Origin of the sequence: Mesorhizobium sp. NFR06, assembly GCF_900115245.1 — a bacterium.
Taxonomy (GTDB): Bacteria; Pseudomonadota; Alphaproteobacteria; order Rhizobiales; family Rhizobiaceae; genus Mesorhizobium.
The window spans coordinates 38,878-61,684 of record NZ_FOVT01000023.1 but is presented as its reverse complement, the minus strand read 5'-3'; the positions used below and the strand labels follow the sequence as shown (position 1 = coordinate 61,684).

Here is a 22,807-nt window from a genome sequence, read left to right as displayed (position 1 = left end):
GGAATTCTCCGCTCATTTTGGCAGCGTTCACTCTTGGGACTCGTGGATGACGATGCCTTGCAGCATGTCGACGTCGCACTCCCACGGCCTTTCCGCGAGAACGCGCCGCCCGTGCTCGTATCCCGCCTGCCAGCGGGTGCGGATGCCCGAGCGGGTGAAGTCGATGTCCTTGGTGTGGTCCTCGCCATCGAGGCGCGGCGAAAGCAGCCGCACGAGATGCATGACCGACGGGCAGCCGTAGGACGCCAGCTCCTTGAACATCGGATCCTCGCGACGCTCCTCTGGCACGAGCCTGCCCATTTCGCGCACGACGTGACGCAGCCGATGCAGTTGCTCCTGCCGCGCCACGTGGCTGCGGCCGCGGCTGGCGTATTGGAGATCCTTCTGACGTCCCATGACCTGCCAGATCGATTTCGGCTCCGTCGCGCGGGGCTGCCACATGTTGACCGCGAAGATCAGCGCGTCGCGCCGCGGACGCTCGTCCAGCACGACCTCGATCGGTGTGTTCGAATAGATGCCGCCGTCCCAATAGGGCTCGCCGTCGATGCAGACGGCCGGAAAGGCGGGCGGCAAGGCGCCCGACGCCATGATGTGCGCCACCGAGAGCGCCATCTCGCGCGTGTCGAAATATTTGAGTTCGCTGGTGTTGACGTTGACCGCGCCGACCGTCAGCCGCGTATGGCGGCCGTTGAGATAGTCGAAGTCGATCAGGTTGCCCAGCGTCCTTTTGAGCGGATCGGTGGTGTAATAGGATGCATTCTCGACACCGACTTCGCGATTGACCCCGAACATGGCGCTTGGGTTCGGTTCGAAGAACCCCGGAATGCCGCGCATCACCGTGCCCATGTTGGCGAAGATGTTGCTCGGAACCATCATCCGGAAGAACTCGTCGAGCGGGCTGCTCCGGCTGACGCCGTCCCAGAACTCCTGGAGCCTCGGCAGGCGATCCCCGGGCTTGTTTCCGGCAATCAGCGCGGCGTTGATGGCGCCGATCGACGTGCCGATGACCCAATCCGGTTCGATGCCGCCTTCGACGAGCGCCTGGTAGACGCCGGCCTGATAGGCTCCGAGCGCACCACCACCTTGAAGGACAAGGACGGTCTGGCGTCTGGGCTCGCTCTGATGGCTGATCTGCGGCTCTACTTCGGAGACGGGCGGATTTCGCGTGATCCTGTTCATGGCTTTCGCTCCTCGTGCCGGACCTAGTGAGCGGTCCAGCCGCCTTCGATCGGCATGACGGCGCCGGTGATCGAGGCCGCTTCGTCCGAGGCCAGGAACAGGCAGAGCGCCGCTACCTGCTCGACCGTCACGAACTGCTTGGTCGGCTGTGCCGCCAAAAGCACATCCTTGATCACCTGCTGTTCGGTGATCCCGCGGGCCTTGGCCGTGTCCGGTATCTGCTTTTCGACCAGCGGGGTGAGCACGTAGCCGGGGCACACGGCATTGACGGTGATGCCCTGTTCGGCGACTTCCAGCGCGACGGTCTTCGTCAGGCCGGCGACCCCGTGCTTGGCGGCGACATATGCGGATTTATACGGCGAAGCGACCAGGGCGTGCGCCGAGGCAACGTTGATGATGCGGCCCCATTTGCGCTCCTTCATCGCCTGCAGGGCGCGCCGGATAGTGTAGAACGACGACATGAGATCGATCGCCACGACGGCCTCCCATTTGTCGATCGGGAAGTCGTCGATCGGCGCGACATGCTGGATACCGGCATTGTTGACCAGGATGTCGACGGCGCCGAACTCGGCGATGGCCTTGTCCATCATGGCGGTGATCGCACCGCCCTTGCTCATGTCCGCATTGTCGTAGCGCACGCTGACACCATGATCGGCGGCGAGCTTCGCCCGCAGCAACTCGATCTCGCCGGCATCGCCGAAGCCGTTCAGAACGATGTTGCAGCCCTTGGCCGCGAAGGCTTCGGCGATGCCTTGGCCGATGCCGCTGGTCGAACCGGTGATGAGTGCTGTCTTTCCACGGAGCATCGTCGTTTCCCTGTGTTGGAGCCGTCGGCGCAATTGACCGGCGGCAGCGATCGACGGGCTGCTGCGCCCGGCTTTGGATCTCGGGATCAGTATGGCGGGCCGCTGGAAGCTGCGGAAATGCCGTTGAGACATGGATTCGATAGCCGACGGTCAGATCGTTGCCCCACGCCCGCGATGTCGATCGGCCGATCGGGTTGTTTGACGTAGGGGCAGCTAGTAAGATCGCGCGGTAGCGCGGGTCGTGCCGTATGCGCGTCCGGTGAGGGAGCGTGCAGTGGAGATCAGCCAGGTCAGATACTTCTTGGCAGTCGCCAAGGAGCTGAATTTCACCAGGGCAGCCGAGCAGTGCAACGTCACGCAGCCGGCGCTTTCACGCGCGATCAAGCTGCTGGAAGAGGAATTCGGCGGCGCGCTTTTTCACCGTGAGCGCCGCTTCACCCATCTGACCGAACTCGGCCGCATGGTCGAGACCTATCTCGAGGGCGTTTTCGAGAACTCCCGCCAGGCAAAGCAGATTGCCGAACAGTATGTGAATCTGAAAAAGATGCCACTCAAGGTCGGCATCATGAGCACGATCGCTCCGGATGAGATCATCGAGCTCATCGTGGCCGTGCGCGCGCATCACCCGGGCGTGGAACTGCACCTTTGCGACGCCGATGCAGTCAGCCTGAGGCGAAGGCTGCTCGAAGGCGATCTGGAGGCCGCCATCTATGCCTTGCCCTCTGACATGCCCGACGAGGAGGTGCACTCCTTGCCACTGTTTCGCGAGCAGATGGTAATGGCGGTCCACATGGCCCATCGCCTCGCCAACCAGCGCGTGGTGCGGGTGAAGGATATGAGCAACGAAAGCTACATTCACCGCAACAATTGCGAGTTCGCGGGTTACGCGGATGCGATCCTCGCCGAACAAGGGGTCACGGTCAGCCCGGTTTACTGGAGCGATCGTGACGACTGGACATTGGCGATGATCGCTGCCGGTCTCGGTTTCGGCTTCATGCCCGCGCATACCGCCAAGCATCCTGGCGTGGTGGCCTTGCCGATCACCGAGCCGGAATTCTGGCGCGAGGTCAATCTCGTCACCGTGCGCGGCCGCAGGCATTCGCCGGCGGTCGGCGCACTGGTGCGCGAGGCAACGCAGAAGAAATGGTTCGGCGAACGGGCGAAGGCGTTGTCCGCGGCCGCCGCCGAGTAGCTTCACTGGCCGGAGCAGGCCGTCACGCTGGCGGCGGATCTCCGGCACATGCGCGCGCTCAGTTCTTTTTGACCGTCGAGGTCACGGATTGGATGACTTCGGTCGCCATCTTGAACTGCGCCGTGCGGTCGGTGATGCCATGCCGTTTGGCGATCCAGTCGAAATCGCTGTAGGCGGCGTAAACCGAGCCGTCCGAGGTCTGGTAGACCAGCACCCGCACCGGCCAGTCGAGCCCGGCTTCCGGATTGGACGTGATGAAGGTCGTGCCAAGCGCGGGATTGCCGAACATCACCAGCCGGGACGGCCTGACGTCGTTGCCGGCATTCTTGCCAAGCTGCGCCTGGTCGATGACGCCGAAGAACTTGATGCCCTTCTTCAGGACGTCCTTCTTGATGCGGGCGACGGTCTCGGCGACGGAATAGTCGCTCTTCACCGTGACGACGCCGTCCGAGGCGGCAGCCGGAAGGGCAAGCGCCATCAGCATGGCGGCGCCGGCGATCAAGGTCTTCAAATAGATGGCCATGTCAGTCTCCTTTGTTGGATAGCAAAATTCTCGGTTTGAAGTCTCAGGTCTTCGGCGTTTGCAGCACGCGAGCGATCGCGATGGCGCCGGCGAGAACCGCGACCAGCACACCCACGCATGCGGACCACCCGATGCGGTCGTAGAGCTGTCCTATGACAAAGCTGCCGGCGAGCCCGCCTGCATAATAGGACGCAAGGTAGATGCCGCTTGCGGCGGCACGATCGCGCGAGGCGGTCCGGCTCACGTGGCCGGTGGCTATTGCCTGCGCCAGGAAGGTGCCGATAGCGACCAAGGCCATCCCGACGAGAACAACGGGAAGGCTGGCGGCGAGCAGCAGAAGGAGTCCGACGATCGCCAGCCCGAGGGTCGTTCCGATCCCTCGTCTCAGACCGAGACCTGCCGCGACACGCCCGGCCAGTGGGGTCGTCAGCATCGAGGGCAGGAAAACGAAATAGACCGCGCCCAGGGCCATCGGCGTCAGCGACAGCGGTGCGGCGACGAGCTGGAAATTCACATAGGTGAAGGTGCCTATGAAGACGAAAAGGATCAGGAAGCCGATCGAGAAACAAGCGCGCAGCTCGACATTTTGCAGCGGAGCCTTCCAGGCCGCGCGGGCAGGCCCGGCCGTCGCGTCGGCGCGCATCATCGAAGAGGTCTTCTGCAGCGTGAACCAAACAAGAGCTGCGCCTAGCAGATTGAGGGCGGCGAAGGTAAGGAAGTTGGTCGAGATGCCGAACGTGTCGGCGACAGCGGCCGACATCAGCCGGCCGAAAAAGTTGCTGGCGACATTGCCCGTCACATAAGCCGCAAGCGCGCTGGTGGTCTGCCGCGCGGAAAAATGCTCGGCCAGATAGGCCATCGTCAGCGTGAAGGCGGTCGACATGCATAGACCTTGCGCCACGCGCAGCAGGGCGAAGACCACAATGTTGTCGGTCTGCGAAAGCAGTGTCGTCGGGATCGCCAGGATGGCCAGGCTGATCCAGATGCCGTTGCGGCGATCGATGCCGCGCCCGAACAGCGCGACGGCGATGCCAGCCACCGCCATGCCGAACGTGCTGGCATTGACGGCGAAGCCCATGGTCGCGCGGCTGACGCCGAATTTTCTCACCAGCGAAGGCAGGATGGCCTGGGTGGCGAACAGATCGACGAGCGTCAGAAAGGCGATCAGGGCGATCAGACCGAAGCGCCAGCCGTCCGCGGCCACCATGCGGAGCCGCGTCGGTTCGGTATGTTCACTGGTGGTCATCACAAGCTCCGTTAGGGCACGTCCCCAGGCGATCGCCCGAGGACGTGCTTTTTGGTTGCCGATGCTGGGATCCGCTCACCGCGACGAGCGGTTCACATCATGTGATCGTCATGCATCGCGGGCGGCAGAACGTCGGCGGAATAAAGCACCGCCGGAACCTTGCCGTTGTTCTTCCACCAGTGGGCGAGCTGGCCGAACTCGGCCGTCACGTCGCCGGCCGGATGTTCGATGCCCACCTTGCAGGTGCTGGCATATTCAGTAATCGAGCCTTCAACGACGATGATGTTGGCCGGGCGGACATTGTGCTCGTGCCACGGCACGACGCCGCCGGGCTGAACGACGAGCTTGCGCAGGCGCAGCATGTTGCCTTTCCAGGCTTCGCCTTTACTGCTCAGATCGATCGCCGCGAGGACCGTGTCGGTAACGCCGACCGGCTTGCTGGGATGCTCCTGGATGTCGGTGGTGGCGGCCTGGCCAGCAGGGCATTCACCGGCGAAAACCGGGGCCACGGAAAACGCAGCGGTCGCTGTAAGAAGTCCGAGCGTCAGCGCCAGCTTCAGCGGCACCCGCAATGCAATAGTCTTGGAAGCCATGTCTATTTCTCCTTTGTCGGTGCCCAATCGCGGTGGCGGGGCATGAAAGGAGAGTGACGGGAACCTCGAGGAAAGAGAAATGCTGACTCGCTTTGAAATCGATACCTGAAAACTATGGTAGATCATGGCACCAGCACAGCTCTACCCGCCACGAAATTGATCGTGGCGTTTGGCTTTCACTTCGGTTTGCTATGCAGCCGTTCGCCTGGCCGGCAGCTCGATGCCGCTTTCCGGCCAGCTGTGTGCCTTGACGCTGTTCACGAATGTCGACGTCGCCGGCGAGAACCGGCGGCCCGCCACGACGACCAGCGAGACCTCCCGCCATACTTCGGGCTCGATGACGGGCCTGATTTGCAGCCCCGGGATAACGGCGCTGAATTCCGGGATGAAGCAAATGCCAAGTCCGCCGGAAACCATGTTCTGGATCCAGTCTTCGCGCTCGCTGGCGTAGGAGATCCTGAGCTTCACGCCACGATCGTTGCAAAGCCCGGCGAGGTGATCGCGATACTCGCAATTCAGCCGCCTGAGATAGTTCTCGCCGTCGAGCTCGGAAATGGCGACATTGTCGTTGCGGGCGAGGCGATGGCCGTTCGGGAAGGCCAGAACGAAACGCTCGCGATAGAGCGGAGTGACGTCGAAGCGTTCCGGAAAAGCGTTGCTGGACGCCATGATGGCGACGTCGATCTCACCCGCTTCGAGCAGTTGCGATAGCGAAGCCGGAACACCTTCCACCAACTGCAACTGGATGCCCTGCTGGCGCCGGTTGAAATCGGCCAGCAGGCCGGTGAAGCGGCGCGGGCCGATGGTGCACATGACGCCAACCTTGAGGTTGGCGTTTTCCAAGCACAAGAACCTCGATGCCTCCTGCCGCACTCCGGTCAGCTCGTCCAGGATCTGCTGGAAACGGGGGCGCAGCAGCACGCCCAGATCGGTAAGGTGGGTCAGGTTTCGTTCGCGGCGAAACAAAAGGCCGCCGACCTCATCTTCCAACTGCTGGATGGCGCGCGACAGCGCCGGCTGGGTGACGTTGCACTTTTCAGCGGCGCGCGTGAAATTGCGTGTCTCGCAGACGGCCAGGAAATAGCGGATGTGATGAATGTCCATGCGGGTCGTCCCTCAGTTGCAGAGATGCCGTCTGGTTCGAACCGTGCCGCAAAGTATTCCATCACGCCAATGCAGGGGGGCTATTAAGTCGATAGCGTTTCGTCATGGCACAGATGGCGGGCCGGGGGCCCGCCATCGAAGCGTCCGGCTGTTGGTCTGCGTCCGGAAGTGTCAGCTGTGATGGCCGAGCGCGAAGAGCTGGGCACAGAACTGAGCATGCGGCTTGCTCATGGCTGCGTCGTTGCATTCCTTCATCATCGCATCCTGGGTCGTCTTCGGCATGGCTTTCCACGCGGTCTCGAAATCCGCGCTCGACTTCATGGTCTTCATGCCGGAATCGGTGAAGAAGGGCTGCATGTTGGACGGTTCGTCGAGCGCGCCGGCGAATGCGACGCCGCCGAGCATGGAAAGTGCAAAGGCGCCGACGCAGATAGTTTTGATAATCATGATGGGGTCCTTCTCTGGAATTGTGCAATCGTCCCATTTACGATCGCTCTGATGATCGGCAGCATTTTGGAACTCTGTTGTTCCTGCCCGCCGAGATGGACTTTGCTTTATCCGACGGCCCATCCGCCAATGCCCTCTGCGATTGGAATTCATGCCGGCTCTGCATCCCCATAGATGCATTGGCGGCAGCAGCTAATTGGCGCCGCCCAAGGCCAGCACGTTGGCGCAGAATGCGGCATGAGGCTTGCTCATTGCCGGGTCGTTGCACGCCTTGGTCATCTTGGTGCGATCGTGTTTCGGAATGGCATGCCAGGCCCTCTTGAACCCGGCCATCGTCTTCATCGTCTTCATGCCGGCGTCCGTATAGAATGTCGGCAACGCCGCCAGGTCGCTGAAGGGGTCGGCGGAAGCCACCCCTGCAAGAAGACCAACGGCAAGGGCGCCCAGGCAGACAGTTCGCATTCTCACGACACGCTCCTCTCAATGGTGACCGGACGCCGTCGCGGCCGCCGCGGCGAAGCAACGCCGCGTCGCTCCGGCCGATCGCACCAAGCTTGCTGCGCGCGAGGAACGGCCGCCAATGCCATCTGCCTATGGACTTCATGCCACCTTGGCATTTCGCCCGCTGAGAAAGGTGCGGCAGTCTCTCCGTCAATCGCCCCTGCCGGCGATTTTGGGATGGAGACCAAGCCATGCATGTCCAGGCCACCAGGGTCAGAACCCAGCAAGCCGTCATTTCCGGCGCGAGCCCCGGGCTGGAAGAACGCCAGCCTGTCGACGTCGTCCTGGCAAGCGACGTGCACGGCGCGTTCGCCTGGGGCGTGCTCGATCGCCTGCTGGATGAGCCGGGCTTTGCATTCGGCACCATTACGGCGTCCGGTTTCGTGGGGGTGGAAGCGGCGGTCCTTGTCTACGGCCTCGGCCTGGGCGGCAGGCGCGGCGCGCGGACGGCGGTCGCCAATTTCTGGCGGCGCATCAGCCACGCCTCGATGCTCGCGGCCGACAGAACCGACCTGCTTCGATCGATACTGGAACAGTCGATCGACATCGAGCAGATCCGCAACGGACGCTGCCCGGTGAAACTCTGCATCCTGGCTGTCAACGCCCGCACCGACGCTTTGAAGACTTTCACGGGTGACCAGTTGTCGATCAGTGCGATCGTGGCGGCGGCCGCCGTCCCGTTCCTGTTTCCGGGCGTAGAGATAGACGGAGATTCCTACTGGGGCGACGGTGATGTTTCGGCATTGACCCCGGCGCCGTCTGCCGAAGCCTGCCACCGGCTGATTATCGCCGGCCAACCGCCGACGCGCCAGGCATCATGCGCCGACCGCCAACCCGGCACCGATTGCGCGATGACGTGCACGCAGGTTCACACCATCTATGACGTTCAGCGTCGAGCCGGCGCATCGCTGCTGCTGAGGCCCTGGATCGACTGGGGCGAACTGACCGACATGCGTGACCGGGGACGGCAAAGAGCGGGGGACTGGCTTCTGGCCGGCCTCCTCGACGTGAAAGACCGCCCAGCCATCGACTGCGAAAGACGATACATCTAGGCGCCTTCCCTCCCGCCTAGCCGCGCCTGCTTCGCATACTCCCGAATGCAGGCGCCAAGCCCTCCGGCCTCGCCGTCGGAGGGCTTTTTTGCGCGAGGTTCTTCAACATAGTGACCGCGTATCAAATCCATGCCGAGACAGCATTTCAGCTCGGCCTCCCGATCGGGGACACTGCTAGCAGACAGGCCGCAAGGCCGGTCTTTCCTCTCGAAACACAACCAGGAGACACGACCGTGATCAACACCAAGACCCTGATCGGATCGGCCCTCGCGGCCGCCACGTCGCTCGCCGCAACGGCCGCCTATAGCGGCCCCGCCGCCAAGCCCAGCTTCGCCTTCGAGAAGTGCTACGGCGTCGTCAAGGCCGGCCAGAACGACTGCCAGACTGCGACCCATTCCTGCGCCGGCACCGCCACCGCCGACAACCAGCCGGATTCCTGGGTCTACGTGCCCGCCGGCAGCTGCGCGAAGTTCGCCGGTGGCAGCGACAAGCCGAAAGCCTGAACGATCCAGACTTGGAGCCAACCCCCTACAAAGGAGCAGACCGATGTCCCGTGCGTTTCCGCCCCTCGCGATCCCCGCATCAGCGGGCATCGGTCTTCGCTCGCCTCACATCAGCGAAATGCTGACGCGACGGCCCTCCGCCGGCTGGCTCGAGATCCATGCGGAGAACTACATGGGAGACGGCGCCGGCGTCGAGGCGCTGGAAAGACTCCGCGAGATTTACCCGCTTTCAGTGCATGGCGTCGGCTTGTCGCTGGGCAGCGCGCGAGGTTTGGATCGCGATCATCTGGCGCGACTGCGCGGGGTCTGTGAGCGCTTCCAGCCCGATCTCGTTTCCGAGCACCTTGCCTGGAGCGTCGCCGACGGCGCCTACCTCAACGATCTGTTGCCGCTGCGCTATGACGAAGGGGCGCTGGCGATCGTGGCGCGCAACGTCGATACCGTCCAGGAAACGTTGAAGCGGCAGGTGCTGATCGAAAATCTGTCTGCCTATGTCGCGTTTGCGGACTCCTCGATGAACGAGGCTGAGTTCCTGGCCGAGCTCGTGCTGCAGACCGGCTGCGGACTGCTGCTGGACGTCAACAACGTTCAAGTCTCGGCGCACAACCTGCAATACGATGCAAAGGCCTTCATCGATGCGCTGCCTGCGGGCGCGATCGGCGAGATCCATCTTGCAGGTCATGCGACCAACCAGGTCGGGGCCGACACTGTGCTTATCGACGACCATGGTTCACGGGTTCCGCCGGTCGTCTGGGCGCTCTATCAACACGCCATAGGCCGGCTAGGACCGCGTCCCACCCTGATCGAATGGGATACCGACGTTCCGGTTCTCGATGTGCTCCTTGGCGAAGCCATGTGGGCCGACATGCTTACCGCTTCGATCATGTTCAACCGCAAGCAGGCTGCGAGACAAGCCGAGGCAGCCAAGCCCCGGCCCATGCCCCTCACCCCCTTCGAAAGCGTGAGGACCGGCATGCCAGTGCTGGCAGCATTCGCTGCCGCCAAGGCCGGATTGGTCACACCGGCGGCGTTGACGCAAATGGAAGGAGGATATGATGTTGCCGCTTGAATACCTGCAGACGACCATGGCGCGCTCGGTGCTTGCCATCGAACCAACGGTCTCCGCGAAAATGCTGACCGCCGGCAAGGCCGATCCACTAGCCCGCCTGCGCATCTACCAGAACAACACGCGCAGCTCCCTTACAGCGGTGCTGATGGCGGTCTTCCCTGTTACCGTTCGCCTGGTGGATGAACGGTTCTTCCGTTACGTGGCAAGCGAGTTCATTCGACGCGCCGGTTGAATCGCGTCTTTCGCACTATGGAGCCGGCTTCCCGCGCTTCCTCAAGACGATCGACACGCTGTCCGACATGCCGATCGTCGCCGAAACGGCGCGGCTCGAATGGGCCATTGCGGAGGCGCTCGATACAGCCTCGCTGCCGCCCCGCACCCTCACAGAATTCGACGGCACCGACCTTGGACTCTCGCCGGATATCCTGCTCCAGCCCTCACTGCGGCTGATCATATCGCACTGGTCGATCCTGTCGGTATGGATGGCGCATCAACAGAAGACGGCGGTCGGCGAAAACATCACCTGGACAAGGCGCCCCGAACGCGTGGCGTTGTGGCGATCGGGGAACTACGTGCGGCTTTTTTTGCTCGACCGCGCGAGCTTCGCCTTTTGGCATTCGCTGAAGCACGGTTTCGGCCTCGAGCATGCCACTGGCCGTGCCTTGGCGCTAGACCCGGCTTTCGACCTGGTTTCGGCCCTTGTGCGTCTGTTCCGCGACAGGCTCGTCACCAACGTGCGGGTCGCCGCGAACTCCCCCTCAAACTGACGGAGACAGTCATGACCGCAATATCGGAGCAATCCTCGTCCAACCCGGCCGGCTTTGTCGGCCTCTACAAGCGTATCATCAAGCTGCCCGAATACATTCCGTTTTCGCTGGTCCAACTCGCCGCACGTGTCGCGGTGGCGCATGTCTTCTGGCAATCGGCCCAGAGCAAGCTGGCGTCCTGGCCGGTGACGCTGCAGCTGTTCGCCAACGAATACAACCTGCCGTTCATCGATCCGTCGATCGCGGCGCCACTGGCGACGACTGCCGAAATCACCGGCTCGGTGCTGCTCTTCTTTGGACTATTGTCGCGCCTTGCAGCCCTGATGCTGCTCGGCGTCGTCTCCGTCATCCAGATCTTCGTTTATCCGGAAAACTGGGCGGAGCACCTGTTGTGGGCCTCGTTGCTGCTCCTCGTGCTCACACGCGGCGCTGGCATTTTCTCGCTCGACTACGTTGCTGACCGAACCCGTTCGGCATCCGGAAAATAAATGTCGCGCTCGGGTGGGGGAAGCACGATGCGCATCTTCATCGTCCATGCCCACCCCGAGCCCGACAGCTTTAATGGTGCCCTGACCCGCGCGGCTCAAGAGGCCTTGGCTGCGGCTGGACACGAGGTGGTCGTCTCCGACCTCTACGCCATGGCTTTCAACCCGGTATCAGATCGCCGCAACGTCGCGCGTCTGAGCACACGAGTTCCCGATTTCGTCGCGCTCATGAAGCCAGGGTCAGGCGGAAGGCATGTTCGCGAGTTCCGAACTTTTCACAACCGCATCGATTGGGATAGGTCCACTATGCGGAGCGCCGCGTAGCTGGGTGACCTCTGTGACCTGCGCTTCACGGCGGTGAAGGAGGTGCACGAGGCGTGGGTCGCGGGTCAGGCGCCGAGCGCCGCAATCGTCGGGAGATCGGCGATCGTCGTCATGTGCCCGTGCCCTGGCAACACCGCGAGCATTGATCCGGGGATCAGCTGAGCGGTGTGCTCGCTGTGGGCTATCGGCAACGCCGTATCCAAGGCGCCATGGATGATCCGGGCCGGCGCAACGATGGCGCCGATGTCGAAGGCCCAGGGCCGTCCTTGCACCAGAGTGTCCTGCGCGTAGCCAATCACCCCCTGCCGGAACGCCTCGCCCGCGGCCGCCCCTATCGCCGGGCCGGCACGTTCGTCTGCGAAGAGGTCAGCATCGGGCTCAGCGAAGACAAAATCAGACACCGCTTCGAACCGACTTCCATCCGCGCCAAATTTCTCCGTGCACCATGCGATCGCCGCAGCCTCGTCGGCCTGACGCATCGCCTCGCCTTCGACTTCGCTGAAGCCGACCCAGGCATCGCTCCAGCCCATGTCGGTAACGCCGCCGAAGACCGCCAAAGCCGAAACGCGCCGCGGGAGAAGAGCCGTACAGACGACGGCATAGGGGCCACCCGAGGAATGGCCGGCAACCATGAAGCGGTCGATGGACAGCGCATCGGCCAGCGCCGCGACGTCGGCGGGCCAGTCGGTCAGCGAGCGGCCTGGGAACGATGACGATCTGCCATAGCCGGGGCGGTCGGGCGAGACGGCCCGAACCTTTTTCGCGGTGAACTGCTCTTCGAGGTAGGCGAGGTGCAGGCGGCTCATCGGCGCGCCGTGGAAAAACAGAACAGTCGACCAGCCCGGCTCGCCGATATCGGTGTAGGCAAGCACGCGTCCGTCGCTCAGCGTGATCTGCAAGTCTTGCACAGGCGCCTCCTCCCGGCCGAGATCGCTATCACTGGAGGTGCCGACCTTTCGACAGGCAGATACTGCCGCGGCTCGGCAGACTACCATACCCGTCGGATGGTGCCAGTGGTCCAAGAGTGCGAACAGATAGGCTGGTGCTGCGAGAGAGGATTGAACTCGGCCGGTTGAACCTTACGCGACTGTTTTTATTGTACTTTTTTGCCTGCTCGTCAATCTCTGTGTAGAACCCCTGTGGATATGCGGCCCGGTCATTGGGGCGCGATCGTCGCTGGCTTGGAGGGTTCTTCGGTCACCTTGTTTGCTTCCTCCTCTACCCTTTTGAAGAGGTCCATATTCAGTTCGACGGCAGGCATGTATTTCTCCTCTACCCTATAGACGCGACCTTCCTCGGGGAGAAAATGGACCGGCTGGTCGAGGGTCTTGATGGAGAGAAACTCACCTTGGTTGGTGCCGGTAGAATACGATATCTCGATCAGCGCCATCTTCTCACGCTGGCCGTCTCGGAAATCGTACACATAGCCTTTGATCTTTCCGTCCATCACCTCGCCCGCAACCAATGCCTGATTGCGAAGCCAGTGCTTCCCGAGCCCGCCGGTGATGACATACCCATCAACCGAGCCACCATAGACCCGGAGTTCAATAGCTATTGGCGCACCGTCGAGCCCCATTAGCCTCACGTCGTCTGGCGAGACATCGACATTCCCTTCGTTGGACCAAGTTCCAGTGAACTTCTTGTCGAGGTTCCACCAAGTGGACACGTTCTCCACAGCCTTGGGGCTTCAGTGAAGAACGAGTTCACACTTGCAGGCGCTTGCAGAACCCAAATGAGCGCAGCAGCAGTCCAGCCAGACAGAGCTACAGTCTTTTGAAACCACGACGGGAGTTGTGCCCAAAGCCCGCGTGGAGGCTCCTCTTTCTTGGTTCGCGAAGCGGCAGTGCCCCGCTTGTTGACCGCCACAGTCGTATCCCCCCGTTTCAACCGCTATGAAAGTGCGCAGGGACGGCCCTTTTTTCAAGCCCAGTTGTCGGGAAGGGAAGCCCCGTTCATCCGGTGGTTTGGCGCTGCTGGGTCGCGTTAGATGCGCGTCACCTTGTCGAGACCCGGCGGCGTCCGCTAGCCCTCTACGTAGGTCAATCATACGCCCTCTCGCTCGAACATCCTAAAGGACCGGATCGCGGCTCCCCCCGGCGAAGGGCTTGTAAACAGATGATTTGGCTCTGACATTTGACCCTCGATTTTCACGCATGATATGGTCGGAAATCGAGGTGGAACCGGGTTGATCATTCCCCGGTCCCGTGGGGACCTAGCGTCCCCTGCCGGATTGGCCCGTTGCACTCGGGTTTCTCCGGGAAGCGGTCGGACTAAGGCGGTTGCATATCTGCCTCCTTCGTTGAACTCCTTCATTTGCAGCGGGCGCTGTCGGCAAAACTCCCGCCCGCTGCAATCCCATATTAACTAGTTGTTAACCTGTGGGGAAACACTAAATATAGTGTTAACAGATCATTTGTTTCTGCCCGAAAGCCCTGTCATCGCCTTCTTTTGCGTAGCTCCCATTGCACGGCTTCTTTCATAGGTCCTACTAGATGGCACTCTTTTCTCGCCTGTTCCGGTCAAAGGCACAGAAGGCGGTAGACGTACTTCAGGACGGGCTGAACCGTCGTTTGTTGGCGATCCAAGCTGCTTTAGAGTTGTTCAAAAGGACGAGTAGGGCATTCGACGTGTCTGGCTTGCACGAGGCTTCCTCGGAGACTACGTCGTTCAAACTCGCTCAAGGGAAGCACGCCTACTTCACAAATGCGCTTATTGACGACCTCGCGCATGTGGAGGAGCTCATTAAGGCGATGCACCGCGCACTTGAGTTCAACAATGGGCGGCCAAGTCCCGGCTTTGAGAAAGAAGTGATTGAGGCCGAGCAGGCCCTTGAACGCACCGACGCCAATATTGATCGGCTAAGGGACGTCTGCCAGCAACTGGTCGATGTCGTGGGCGATATTTCGGCCCCCTAATCAGCAGAAAAATCCGAGGGGTCGAACTCGACAGTTCATGCAGCGCGATACCCCCCGCCGGCCGCCTGCGCCTCACCCTCCGTCGGCGCTCATGCCACCTTCGAACCAGGCTAGGCCACCGGAACGCCTCCCATTCGTGTCTCCTAGTGCGGCTGGAGTGGCTTCGAGGGTGTGGGAGGTGGAATGCATCGTCCCGACCGCAACCACGCTCCAGCCACGGTCCCTGCACAAGGGTCATCGAGGCCATTTGTCAGGCACAACGAACGTTGACATTAGGCTCGTCGCTGGGTCCCGTTGCTACCGGGTCTAGGCGGCACGCACCGTTCGTTTCAAGGCCGATCCCGGCCATGCTTGGCCTGCCATCGTCTCTCGTATCGCCGTTCGAAGATCATGCCGCCCACGAGCAGTGCGGCGACGAGGGCCCCGGCCGCGAGCGGATGATAATTCCACAGCGCGACGACGATCGCTAAGAACACTGTGATTAGGGCGAACCCGGCCATCGTTTCCATGTACTGCTTGAACATTTCGCCCTCCGATTCCAGTGCTATTACCAGTAGCCATCGGCTCCGGACCATGCAACCGCGACTGGCTAGTTCGCGGCCCCGGGAGTGTCCACAAAGGTTTACGTTGGTGCACATTCCGCTTGACGTGTGCACTATGCGTCCACTAATTGGTGTGCATTAATGGTCTTAGAGGAAAGGGCACGGCAATGGCGGTAGTCGGATATGCGCGGGTCAGCTCGACAGGGCAGGACCTCGCCACACAGATTGAGAAGCTGAAGGCCGCCGGGGCCACCAAGATATTTGAGGAAAAGCAATCCGGCACCGACAAGGGCCGACCGAAGTTGAGAGAATGCCTAAACTACCTGCGGGACGAGGGCGACACGCTCTTGGTCACCAAGCTTGATCGTCTGGCCCGCTCTGCGGCGCACCTTCACGAGATCGTGGAGGGCCTGAACGCCAAGGGAGTGGGCTTCAAGGTGCTGGATGACCAGTCCCTCGACACAACGTCCCGCACCGGGAAGCTGGTCTTCGGCATCCTCGCAAGCATTGCAGAGTTTGAGACGGCCCTGCGTAAGGAGCGCCAGATGGAAGGTATCGCCAAGGCGAAGGCCGAGGGGCGTACTCTTGGCGGGCGGCCCGTGACGCTGGACCATGACCTCATTCGCAGCCTGAAGGCCGAGGGTCGCTCCGTACGGCAGATTGCCAAAGAGGCAGGCTGCTCGCCCTCGGCGGTACAGAAGGTGCTGTCGAACTAAGCACACGTTGGGCCAGACCGCAGAATAACCATGTATCAATTCAGCCCGGATGCGGGACACTCTACCAAGCACCCGACGCTCCTTTGGATTGCTGGGTGAGTTTGTTTTGCCCGTATGCGGGACAACTCAATTATTGGCGCGGTTGCGGGCATTTTATTCTTATTGATTGATCGCCGGCCGTGCGGCATCCCGTGACCGTCTCATCCAACTAGGACCACAGCATGACCGACCAGAACAGCACCGCACCTTCCCTTCCCAGCGGAAATTCCTCTGGGCATGGCCACCACAGGCAAGCAATCGTCCACCTTGCGCGGGCCATGGGCGGCCTTACGACCACCATCCGCGCCGTAGGGTCCGGCAGGGACCTCACCGCCCCATTCACGCTGGAGCCTCTCGGGTGGACCGACGAGGCACTGACAGAATTTGAGCGGCTCTCGGAGGCATCGCGGGACGCAGGAGCGGTCGAGGACAGCGACGACCTAACGGCGGTCTCACCTCTCGCCCTAGTCGCCGAGGCCATATCGCAGGCATTGGAGAGCCTTGTGGCTGGGGAAGGAACGCCGGAGGTTCTCCGCTACGCCCTCATGGCTGACAGCTACCTCACCCAGTTCGTCCGCATGATCCCGGAGGAGGAGTACAAAGGGGCCATCCGGGACACGTGGGGCCGGGAGGCGATGCCGGTTCGGCTCCGATAGGCTCTCTTTCGTGTCCCGTTAGGGCGTTTCAGTGGCTTCGAGGGTTCGGGAGGTAGAATGTACCGTCCCGACCCTGACGGCCGTTTTTGGGGCTGACGGGACACGAAACCAATTACCCGCTCCTTTAGGAATGGCGGCCCCGTTTCAATTACAACCCTCTCTAGGAATGGCGCACCCGGTCGCGGGTCTTACGTGATTAGGTGCTCCCTCAGGAATGGCGGCCCGGTTCGATTACAACTCCCCTTAGGAATGGCGGCTCCGATTGCGGGGGTCCTACGTGATTAGGGCCCGCGCTAGGAATGGGCCTCCGGTTCAATTACGACGTACCTCAGGAATGCCCGCCCCCCCCTGACGTGGCTATGAACGTGTTCGCGATTAGGGACCGCCTTAGGAATGAGGCTCCGGTTCAATTACCCCTTCCTTCAGGAATGCCCGTCTCCCTCACGTGCTATGAACGTGTTTGAGGGAGGGCAAACCAATTACGACGTAACTTAGGAATGGTGGCCCGGTCCAATTACAACTCCACTCAGGAATGCTCGCCCCCCTCACGTGGTTATGAACGTGTTTGATGGCACCGCCGGCGATTACCCCCTAACTCAGGAATGCCCTCCCTTCGCATTGTTCTGAAGTGTGGCTGGAGCCTGCCTGCCAATTACCCCTCCAATTAGGAACGGTCATCCGTACGGTGTGCTGAACGTGTTAGGTCGCTCAGGAATGCTCCCCGGTTGCTCTGAACGTTGTAAGCGTTCGATGTGACAGGGTTCGGTCGAGCGTCCCGACGCTGGCCCGACATCTATCGTTTTCTTCCCCGTAACGGGGCTCCTCCTTCGTTCTCTCTCCTCTGCCTCCCTCGACGCAGGACGCCAGCAACGTCCTTCATCCAAACCTCACGCCCTCTCCGGTGGCTCCGTCTCTATAGACCGCCCGAGACGGCGTAGGCTCATGCTGTTCCCGCCGAAAGGTGTTCGGCGTCCTGCGTCTCTTTTTGCAGCGAAGTGAGAGTGTGTCTGTCTGTATCTATTTTCCGGCCCCCGTAACACCCCTCTAGGCCCCCATCCGGCCGCCCCGAGCCTCCACGGCTCTCTCACCCTCCACTCAATTTTTTGGACCCCGTAACAATGACCATCACCACCACGGGTGACGAGGCATTCGTGCCGAGCACTCACGGCCCTACTCCAGGGCGGCCCGAGACATACCGAAAGGCCCCGAACGACCACCGTGCGTGGGGCGTATCCAGCGAGATTGTGCTGGTCCCGATCAATGACCGTAAGCGCGGCCGAACGCTGTTCGCGAAGATAGAGCAGCGATCGTTTGACCGTCTCCCCGAGCGTGTAAGAGGCGCTTGCTGGGTCGTGGTCAGAGACGGCACCGCCACCGATGACATGCAAGTGTCAGTGCGGGCGATGGCCGCCGGAAGCCTCGTCACCATTCCCCGGGTCATCATGAACGCGAAGGCGGGAGAGTACGTCCGCAACATCAACGGCAATCGCCTTGACCTCCGCACGACCAACCTCCGGCTCGAGACCGGCGGCACCGGCAAACACACCAAGCGACACGACCTCGCCTTGGTCGAGAATAAGGAGCCCTCGAAATGAGCATCTTGGAAACATGCGAGTGGTCGGACGACTACCGCGCCGTCGTCGCCACCATAGGCCCTCGTTTCCGCGTCATAGTGGACCGCAGGGCCTTCGGCTGGAACCTACAGCAGCGCCGAGCGCGGCGGGCTGGACATGGGCGCTGGTTCGCGGTCGCTTCATTCATCATGCACCGTGAGGTCCTCTCCTCACGTGCCATCCCGCTCATGCATTCGGGATACGTCAAAGACCAAGGGATCACGCAAGAGGTGCTTGACGCCGCACTGGCGCATCTCCCCGAGCGGTTCTCTCCCGAGCCCACCTACGACCACCTAACAGTCCACAACCGGCCACGGGTTGCGGCCCCAGTTTCCTACAAGACGGCCCACGACATCTTTCCGAGGCCGTAACTCTCATCCATCACAAAGCTCGAAAGGAGCAAAGGTATCTCCACGCATACCCACGGCGGAAACGCCGCGACCATCGCCGTTGAACTGTTCGGTTCATACGGAGCACGACACAAGAGCCACGTCGTAGACCTCAACATCCGCAAATCCCCCAAGGACCCGTTAGGCCCACTTGCCCGCCTTCTTATCCGCGAGGGCTTCCACCCCGAGACCCGAATGCATGTCGTCCGCGACGGCGTTCCAGTCTTCAAGCGAGACCGAAAGCTGTCCGCATGGGCGGGGGAGGATTGGGTCGACACGCAAACGAGCGTGGCAAGGCGCAAGACATACGTCCCGTTCATGTCTGGTAGCGGCCTTTCAGAGGCTTCGACCACCTTGGACGAGGAATGCACCGTCCTCGACTGAACGCCTCTCCACGACCCCGTTTTTCAACCACCCCAAATCAGCAGAAAGAGAGACACACCACCATGGCAAACTATGCCGACTTCCAGATCACCGCAGACACCGCCCTTGAGGCACAAGCCGCCGCTGCACAGTCCCGCAGCACAACAGCCGCCGCTCCCACAGTCCAGACCAATCGCAAGGTCCAGGTGGACACTCACGGCGATGGCCGGATTGTCACGAAAGACCTCGGCTCCCGCAGCGTAGAGACCCAGCGGCAAGTCCGCCCCGGCAACGTCCTGATCGGAGGCGTTGAGACCACCATCGAAGCCGCCCGAGCCGCAGGACTTCTCCCGCCGGGTTTTGATGGGCCTGTCGGGAACAAGGCCACCCCGGCCGGCACCGCACAGGCCACTTCCGCTAACGCCGCAGACGACGCAAAGGGCGCTGAAGGTGACCAGAAGGCCGCCGAAGGTGCCGCTGAAGGTGACGCCGCAACGGACCTCGCCGCAATGGTGATGGACACGCTTGCGGGAGCGTTGGGCGCTGACGCTGTAGAGACCGGCATTTGGCAGGCGGCCGAGAGCGGCGACTTCGAGGGCAGCACCCCGCAGGGCGTGACAAACGACGCCGTGTCCGCGATTGTCAAGGGCTTCACCGCCCAAGCCAATGCCGTCCTCCGCAGTCTCCCCGCCGGGGTCGCGTCGGTGGACATGCTCACCGAGACCCTGAACGAGAACGAGCTTCGAGAGGCTCGCATGGCGACGATTTACAATGACCGAGAGAAGCTCGCCCACCTCGGCAGGACCGCTCTCGGTCGCATGGAAACGATGCCCTACCAGAACCCGCAGGGCTTCGAGGCTCTCATCGCTGACATGCCCGCAGCCGAGCGCAAGGCTCTGTCCTTCAACGAGGAGCGTAGGGAGTGGATGGTGAAGGTTCCGGGCCGACAGGCCATGTCCTTCGGCTCCGCTATCCGCGCCGGCATCGTCCGCGTCAGCTAATGCCAAGCTCACAACACCAAGGATCACCCATGACCACAGAACACAAGATCACGGCCGCTGCCAACATCGCGAGCGCCGTCCACATGCTCGCCCCCTCGACCAGCAAGAGGGAACGGCAGGCCGAACACGCGGAAACACGCGCACGAGAGGCCGCCGCGTATGCCGCCATGGTGGCTTCCACCGAGAAGCGATGACACCGCGTCAACACGCTTCGCTCCGGGAGTGGCAGGCATATGTCCTGCGCTCCCGCACGGCCCACCTCTACCGTGTCGCCAGCGATGGGAAAGGGGGCTGGATCGTGACCCGACCGGGCACAAGCGAGCGCCTTCACTTCGCCACCCACCGTCTGTTTAACCCGGGTGCCGCCACGGGGGCCGACGCCGAGGGTGTGCACGATGCACCTCCAAGGGATGCACAAGCACCAACGGCGGCCCCGATGACCCCGGCAGAGAAACACGCTGCTGAAGTCCGTGGCAGCTATCCCGACCTAAGTGCATGATCCTGTCCGGTCGGGGCAATCGAGGTGGCGCTTGATGTCTGGCGGTTCTTTCTGCCTCCCGCCCCCTCGAAAAATCACACGAAGCCGCTAAATTACCCCGACCGGACACAGACTAGGGCCTGTATGGTGCCTCTCGGCATCCTCACGCATCCATTTCGAGCTGCTTGTGTCCCGGCCGTTCATGCCAGATCACTTGCCGCAGATCGCGCTTGTCGACCGTCTGGCCGCACGCGGGACAGGCGTAGAAGTGGTCATCTTCCTTCGACGTCTCGCCACCATGCCGCCTGCCTTCGATGGGCGGCCCAAGATCCGAAAGCTTGGTCATCCTCTAAGCTTGTCGGCTTCGCGTTCCAGCGTCTTGCGGTCGTTGCCATGCTGCTTGATCAAGTCGCGGACCTGTTGAACGGTCAGGCCCACCTTGTTGGCGAAGTGCCGGACTTCGTAGTCCTCTTCCGCCGACACCCTGTCCCGGTCGCGGCCCCCGCGCTTGCTCTTGTCGTCTGCCATGCTCGTTCCTCCTTGGGAAAAGAGAACAGCGCCCGAGCTCGATTGTTCCATAAGCGCCAGCTAACGGAACGCTTACGGCTGTGCGATATTGAATAAAATTCGAGTGTCGCGTGGAGTGCCTATGCGTAAGCCTGCCGGCCCCCTTCGGCTATCGTTCATCCGCCCTATGGAGCCCGAGCTGGTCGAACAGCCGCCGAAGGGTGGCGAATGGGGCCATGAGGTAAAGTTCGACGGCTACCGGACCCAAGTGATCAAGGACGCTGACGGCATCCGCTTCTACACCAAGAACGGCTTTGACTGGACGGCCAAGTACAAGCCGCTTGCCGACGAGGCGAAGGCGATAGACGCGGAGAGCTTCATCATTGAGGGCGAGACAATCGTCACCAATGAGGCGGGACTGTCGGACTTCCACGCGCTGCGCTCCGCCATCACCAAGCGCCCCCGAGACCTCTACCTCGTGGCTTTCGACCTTCTGCACCTCAACAGCCACGATCTGCGCGACATGCCGTTCAGGGACAGGCGCGAAATCTTGCAAGCGGTGATCCCAGCCGGCGGCCGCATCCAGTTCAGCGAGGCGCTGCCTGGCACTGGTGAGGCAGTCTACCATCTCGCCTGCGAGGCCGGCCTTGAGGGCATTGTGTCGAAGCGCCTTGACAGCCTCTACCGCAGCGGCTCGACCATGAACTGGCGCAAGATCAAGTGCTACGTCGAGAAGGAGATGGAGATCATCGGCGTGAAGCGGGAGACCGGAAAGCCGGCCATGGTTCTCATGGCTGACAAGGGCCGCTACATGGGCGGCGCGTTCGTCACCTTCAAAGCCGACAAGCGGCAGGCGCTATGGGATCGCGTCCAAGGCAAAGCCGGCGCACCGCCGCCGAAAGGGCTCGCCAAAGAGAAGGCTGAATGGCTCAAGCCGGGCTTGGTGGGGCGGGTGAAATTCCTCAAGGGAGAGGAAAAGCTACGCCACGCGTCGCTGAAGGACTTTCGCGAGGAGCATTAACTGTTGCTTGTATGCTACAGCGCCTTGCGTCGGCCGGTTGTATGGTCACGCCTCGCTTGCCGGACCCAAGGCGGACCACCGGCAAAAGCGTTGGAGTGGGGGACTATCTTGAAGAAGACCTATGAAAAGCCTGTCCTGGCCAAGCGCGAGAAGCTCAGCGACATCACTGCGCGGCCGCCTTCGTCGCTTGCTCTATAGACGAGAACGCTGGAGCGGCCCAGTAGTCTTGTTCGTTTTGGGGATCAAGGCCACCGGGCCTAACCGGGGATAGCTACGGGGACAATGTGCTATAGGGCACCGGCTGACAAAGAATATACGCTATTGCTAATGTGATCAGAAGGCATCCTTAAGGCGAAGTTGCTCGGTGTTTATGATGCCTTGCCCGCGCGGATCATCGCCCGTGCAATCGCCAGTTCGGCCTCGCCTCCTGACAGTCAACCTCGCGGTCTAGGTAACCGCGCTCATATCGTGGTGCGCTGATCATGCGTTGCCTTCCACTGTGCTGTCCTCGTCCAACGCATACGGAACTGGCAGATAGGCATTTGCCACAAGCCAGTCGCTCACGATGGTTCGTATGAGGTCGGCCCTCGTGAGCCCCATTTCTTCAGCCACGGCCGACAGGGGCTCTTGTACGCTCGGATCGAGTACCAGCCCGGTCACGTTTCGCAGCATCAGCGCCGCTCGTCGGAGCATCACCTGAAGGTCCGCGCGGGAGACCTCGGCGATGTGATTGGCCGCGCTTTCCAGATCGGCGGCGATGTCATGACGGTTCATGG

At 61.8% G+C, this 22,807-nt stretch carries 29 protein-coding genes; 15 read left to right on the top strand and 14 right to left on the bottom strand.

The features are described 5' to 3' along the window. Nucleotides 1–27: 27 nt before the first annotated feature. Nucleotides 28–1,179, bottom strand: coding sequence for a patatin-like phospholipase family protein (locus F3H96_RS27860; protein WP_149804861.1), 1,152 nt, complete (start codon nt 1,177–1,179; stop codon nt 28–30). Between the two features lie 23 nt (nt 1,180–1,202). Continuing rightward, the gene (locus F3H96_RS27855; protein ID WP_149804860.1) at nt 1,203–1,985 is read right to left on the bottom strand and encodes a 3-hydroxybutyrate dehydrogenase; all 783 of its coding nucleotides are present in this window, start codon (nt 1,983–1,985) and stop codon (nt 1,203–1,205) included. 274 nt (nt 1,986–2,259) lie between these two features. On the opposite strand from F3H96_RS27855, the gene F3H96_RS27850 reads away from it, so the two are divergent. After that, on the top strand, nt 2,260–3,177 hold the full coding sequence (locus F3H96_RS27850) for a LysR family transcriptional regulator (RefSeq protein ID WP_149804859.1): 918 nt from the start codon (nt 2,260–2,262) through the stop codon (nt 3,175–3,177). Between the two features lie 58 nt (nt 3,178–3,235). Here F3H96_RS27850 and F3H96_RS27845 read toward each other — a convergent pair whose 3' ends face one another. The 6 genes from F3H96_RS27845 to F3H96_RS27820 all read right to left on the bottom strand — a co-directional run bounded on the left by F3H96_RS27845 (nt 3,236) and on the right by F3H96_RS27820 (nt 7,552). Next, nucleotides 3,236–3,700, bottom strand: coding sequence for a DUF302 domain-containing protein (locus tag F3H96_RS27845; protein ID WP_149804858.1), 465 nt, complete (start codon nt 3,698–3,700; stop codon nt 3,236–3,238). 43 nt (nt 3,701–3,743) lie between these two features. Beyond that, complete coding sequence (locus F3H96_RS27840; RefSeq protein WP_149804857.1) at nt 3,744–4,946, bottom strand: MFS transporter; 1,203 nt, start codon at nt 4,944–4,946, stop codon at nt 3,744–3,746. A gap of 92 nt (nt 4,947–5,038) precedes the next feature. Continuing rightward, nucleotides 5,039–5,539 (bottom strand): cupin, encoded by a 501-nt coding sequence (locus F3H96_RS27835; protein ID WP_126087699.1) that lies wholly within the window; start codon nt 5,537–5,539, stop codon nt 5,039–5,041. Nucleotides 5,540–5,728: 189 nt separating this feature from the next. After that, nucleotides 5,729–6,643 (bottom strand): LysR family transcriptional regulator, encoded by a 915-nt coding sequence (locus tag F3H96_RS27830; protein WP_149804856.1) that lies wholly within the window; start codon nt 6,641–6,643, stop codon nt 5,729–5,731. Nucleotides 6,644–6,814: 171 nt separating this feature from the next. Beyond that, the gene (locus tag F3H96_RS27825; protein WP_149804855.1) at nt 6,815–7,090 is read right to left on the bottom strand and encodes a hypothetical protein; all 276 of its coding nucleotides are present in this window, start codon (nt 7,088–7,090) and stop codon (nt 6,815–6,817) included. A gap of 192 nt (nt 7,091–7,282) precedes the next feature. After that, a complete protein-coding gene (locus tag F3H96_RS27820; protein WP_188131562.1) occupies nt 7,283–7,552 on the bottom strand; it encodes a hypothetical protein in 270 nt (89 codons plus the stop codon). 230 nt (nt 7,553–7,782) lie between these two features. Here F3H96_RS27820 and F3H96_RS27815 point away from each other — a divergent pair, with 230 nt between their 5' ends. The 7 genes from F3H96_RS27815 (at nt 7,783) to F3H96_RS27790 (ending at nt 11,791) form a co-directional block, all read left to right on the top strand. Next, entirely contained in the window at nt 7,783–8,643 is an 861-nt protein-coding gene (locus F3H96_RS27815; RefSeq protein WP_149804853.1) for a hypothetical protein, read from the top strand. Between the two features lie 233 nt (nt 8,644–8,876). After that, nucleotides 8,877–9,146, top strand: coding sequence for a DUF2282 domain-containing protein (locus F3H96_RS27810; RefSeq protein WP_149804852.1), 270 nt, complete (start codon nt 8,877–8,879; stop codon nt 9,144–9,146). Nucleotides 9,147–9,189: 43 nt separating this feature from the next. Next, a complete protein-coding gene (locus tag F3H96_RS27805) occupies nt 9,190–10,215 on the top strand; it encodes a DUF692 domain-containing protein (protein ID WP_149804886.1) in 1,026 nt (341 codons plus the stop codon). Then, nucleotides 10,202–10,447: a putative DNA-binding domain-containing protein gene (locus tag F3H96_RS31370; protein WP_244620176.1), complete on the top strand. Its 246-nt coding sequence runs from the start codon at nt 10,202–10,204 to the stop codon at nt 10,445–10,447. The genes F3H96_RS27805 and F3H96_RS31370 overlap by 14 nt, the downstream gene beginning before the upstream one ends. Before the next feature lie 67 nt (nt 10,448–10,514). Beyond that, nucleotides 10,515–10,982, top strand: coding sequence for a hypothetical protein (locus F3H96_RS31365; protein ID WP_244620175.1), 468 nt, complete (start codon nt 10,515–10,517; stop codon nt 10,980–10,982). Nucleotides 10,983–10,993: 11 nt separating this feature from the next. Beyond that, nucleotides 10,994–11,470 (top strand): DoxX family protein, encoded by a 477-nt coding sequence (locus F3H96_RS27795; RefSeq protein ID WP_149804851.1) that lies wholly within the window; start codon nt 10,994–10,996, stop codon nt 11,468–11,470. Nucleotides 11,471–11,497: 27 nt separating this feature from the next. Then, nucleotides 11,498–11,791: an NAD(P)H-dependent oxidoreductase gene (locus tag F3H96_RS27790; RefSeq protein ID WP_149804850.1), complete on the top strand. Its 294-nt coding sequence runs from the start codon at nt 11,498–11,500 to the stop codon at nt 11,789–11,791. A gap of 65 nt (nt 11,792–11,856) precedes the next feature. Here the strand turns inward: F3H96_RS27790 and F3H96_RS27785 are convergent, their stop codons facing one another. Both F3H96_RS27785 and F3H96_RS27780 read right to left on the bottom strand, forming a co-directional pair. After that, nucleotides 11,857–12,690, bottom strand: coding sequence for an alpha/beta hydrolase (locus F3H96_RS27785; RefSeq protein WP_210248182.1), 834 nt, complete (start codon nt 12,688–12,690; stop codon nt 11,857–11,859). 257 nt (nt 12,691–12,947) lie between these two features. Then, nucleotides 12,948–13,466, bottom strand: a complete 519-nt coding sequence (locus F3H96_RS27780; RefSeq protein ID WP_149804849.1) for a hypothetical protein — start codon at nt 13,464–13,466, stop codon at nt 12,948–12,950. 817 nt (nt 13,467–14,283) lie between these two features. On the opposite strand from F3H96_RS27780, the gene F3H96_RS27775 reads away from it, so the two are divergent. Further along, a complete protein-coding gene (locus F3H96_RS27775; protein WP_149804848.1) occupies nt 14,284–14,706 on the top strand; it encodes a hypothetical protein in 423 nt (140 codons plus the stop codon). Nucleotides 14,707–15,035: 329 nt separating this feature from the next. Here F3H96_RS27775 and F3H96_RS27770 read toward each other — a convergent pair whose 3' ends face one another. Then, nucleotides 15,036–15,230 carry a hypothetical protein gene (locus F3H96_RS27770; RefSeq protein WP_149804847.1) on the bottom strand — a complete coding sequence of 65 codons (195 nt, stop codon included), beginning with the start codon at nt 15,228–15,230 and terminating at the stop codon, nt 15,036–15,038. Nucleotides 15,231–15,415: 185 nt separating this feature from the next. On the opposite strand from F3H96_RS27770, the gene F3H96_RS27765 reads away from it, so the two are divergent. The 5 genes from F3H96_RS27765 to F3H96_RS30755 all read left to right on the top strand — a co-directional run bounded on the left by F3H96_RS27765 (nt 15,416) and on the right by F3H96_RS30755 (nt 20,219). Then, nucleotides 15,416–15,964, top strand: a complete 549-nt coding sequence (locus tag F3H96_RS27765; RefSeq protein ID WP_149804846.1) for a recombinase family protein — start codon at nt 15,416–15,418, stop codon at nt 15,962–15,964. A 221-nt stretch (nt 15,965–16,185) separates the two neighbouring features. Then, on the top strand, nt 16,186–16,659 hold the full coding sequence (locus F3H96_RS27760) for a hypothetical protein (protein WP_149804845.1): 474 nt from the start codon (nt 16,186–16,188) through the stop codon (nt 16,657–16,659). Nucleotides 16,660–17,777: 1,118 nt separating this feature from the next. Further along, nucleotides 17,778–18,254 carry a hypothetical protein gene (locus F3H96_RS27755; protein ID WP_149804844.1) on the top strand — a complete coding sequence of 159 codons (477 nt, stop codon included), beginning with the start codon at nt 17,778–17,780 and terminating at the stop codon, nt 18,252–18,254. 853 nt (nt 18,255–19,107) lie between these two features. Continuing rightward, nucleotides 19,108–20,025, top strand: a complete 918-nt coding sequence (locus F3H96_RS27750) for a hypothetical protein (RefSeq protein WP_149804843.1) — start codon at nt 19,108–19,110, stop codon at nt 20,023–20,025. Nucleotides 20,026–20,054: 29 nt separating this feature from the next. Then, on the top strand, nt 20,055–20,219 hold the full coding sequence (locus F3H96_RS30755) for a hypothetical protein (RefSeq protein WP_188131558.1): 165 nt from the start codon (nt 20,055–20,057) through the stop codon (nt 20,217–20,219). 447 nt (nt 20,220–20,666) lie between these two features. Here F3H96_RS30755 and F3H96_RS27745 read toward each other — a convergent pair whose 3' ends face one another. Both F3H96_RS27745 and F3H96_RS27740 read right to left on the bottom strand, forming a co-directional pair. Then, a complete protein-coding gene (locus F3H96_RS27745) occupies nt 20,667–20,849 on the bottom strand; it encodes a hypothetical protein (protein ID WP_149804842.1) in 183 nt (60 codons plus the stop codon). Beyond that, complete coding sequence (locus F3H96_RS27740; protein WP_127299312.1) at nt 20,846–21,031, bottom strand: DUF3606 domain-containing protein; 186 nt, start codon at nt 21,029–21,031, stop codon at nt 20,846–20,848. The genes F3H96_RS27745 and F3H96_RS27740 overlap by 4 nt, the downstream gene beginning before the upstream one ends. 121 nt (nt 21,032–21,152) lie before the next feature. Here F3H96_RS27740 and F3H96_RS27735 point away from each other — a divergent pair, with 121 nt between their 5' ends. Beyond that, nucleotides 21,153–22,031, top strand: coding sequence for an RNA ligase family protein (locus F3H96_RS27735; protein WP_149804841.1), 879 nt, complete (start codon nt 21,153–21,155; stop codon nt 22,029–22,031). A 480-nt stretch (nt 22,032–22,511) separates the two neighbouring features. Here F3H96_RS27735 and F3H96_RS27730 read toward each other — a convergent pair whose 3' ends face one another. Further along, the gene (locus tag F3H96_RS27730; protein ID WP_149804840.1) at nt 22,512–22,805 is read right to left on the bottom strand and encodes a hypothetical protein; all 294 of its coding nucleotides are present in this window, start codon (nt 22,803–22,805) and stop codon (nt 22,512–22,514) included. Between the last annotated feature and the right edge of the window lie 2 nt (nt 22,806–22,807).